This window comes from Streptomyces sp. WM4235, assembly GCF_001279725.1.
GTDB lineage: Bacteria > Actinomycetota > Actinomycetes > Streptomycetales > Streptomycetaceae > Streptomyces.
The window spans coordinates 1-691 of the sequence record NZ_LGDE01000243.1 but is presented as its reverse complement, the minus strand read 5'-3'; the positions used below and the strand labels follow the sequence as shown (position 1 = coordinate 691).

The following is a 691-nucleotide window of genomic DNA, read 5'->3' as shown; positions in this document are numbered from 1 at the left end:
AACGCAACGTAGCTTTTCCCTCATCGGAAACAACGAAGCGAAGGAAGACATCATGCTGAAGTTCGACACCCCCGCCCCGATCTCGACCGTCCTCGACATCCCCGCCGGCCACATCCGGTTCATCGCCGCCGACCGGGCCGACACCGCCGTCGAGGTCCTCCCCGCGAACGCCTCGAAGGGTCGAGACGCGAAGGCGGCCGAGCAGACCACGGTCGAGTACCACGACGGCGTCCTGCGGATCACGGCCCCGAAGGCGAAGAACCAGATGCTCGGCTCCTCCGGATTCGTCGAGGTCACGGTCCAGTTGCCCGCCGGTTCCCACGTCGAGGCGAAGACCGCCGCCGTCGAAATCCGGGGCGTCGGACGGCTCGGTGACGTGACCTTCGAGGGCGCGCAGGGCACGGTCAAGCTCGACGAGACCGCGAGCGCCCGCCTCACCCTCCTCGCCGGCGACATCTCGGTCGGCCGTCTCGGTGGTCCGGCCCGGATCAGTACCCAGAAGGGCGACCTCCACATCACGGAGGCCGTACGCGGCACGGTCGCGCTGCGCACCGAGGCCGGCGACATCACGGTCGGCGCCGCCCGCGGGGTCTCCGCCTCCCTGGACGCCGGCACCGGCCACGGCCGGATCCACAACGCACTTCAGAACAACGAAGGCGCCACCGCCGGCCTGAGCATCCACGCGACCACC

Annotated in this window: 1 protein-coding gene; it reads left to right on the top strand. The window is 69.6% G+C overall.

Annotated elements, in window-relative coordinates; translation table 11 throughout:
- Positions 1-52 precede the first annotated feature (52 nt).
- Positions 53-691, top strand: a 639-nt coding sequence (locus tag ADK55_RS18130; protein ID WP_053680034.1) for a DUF4097 family beta strand repeat-containing protein, incomplete at its 3' end; no start/stop codon positions are given.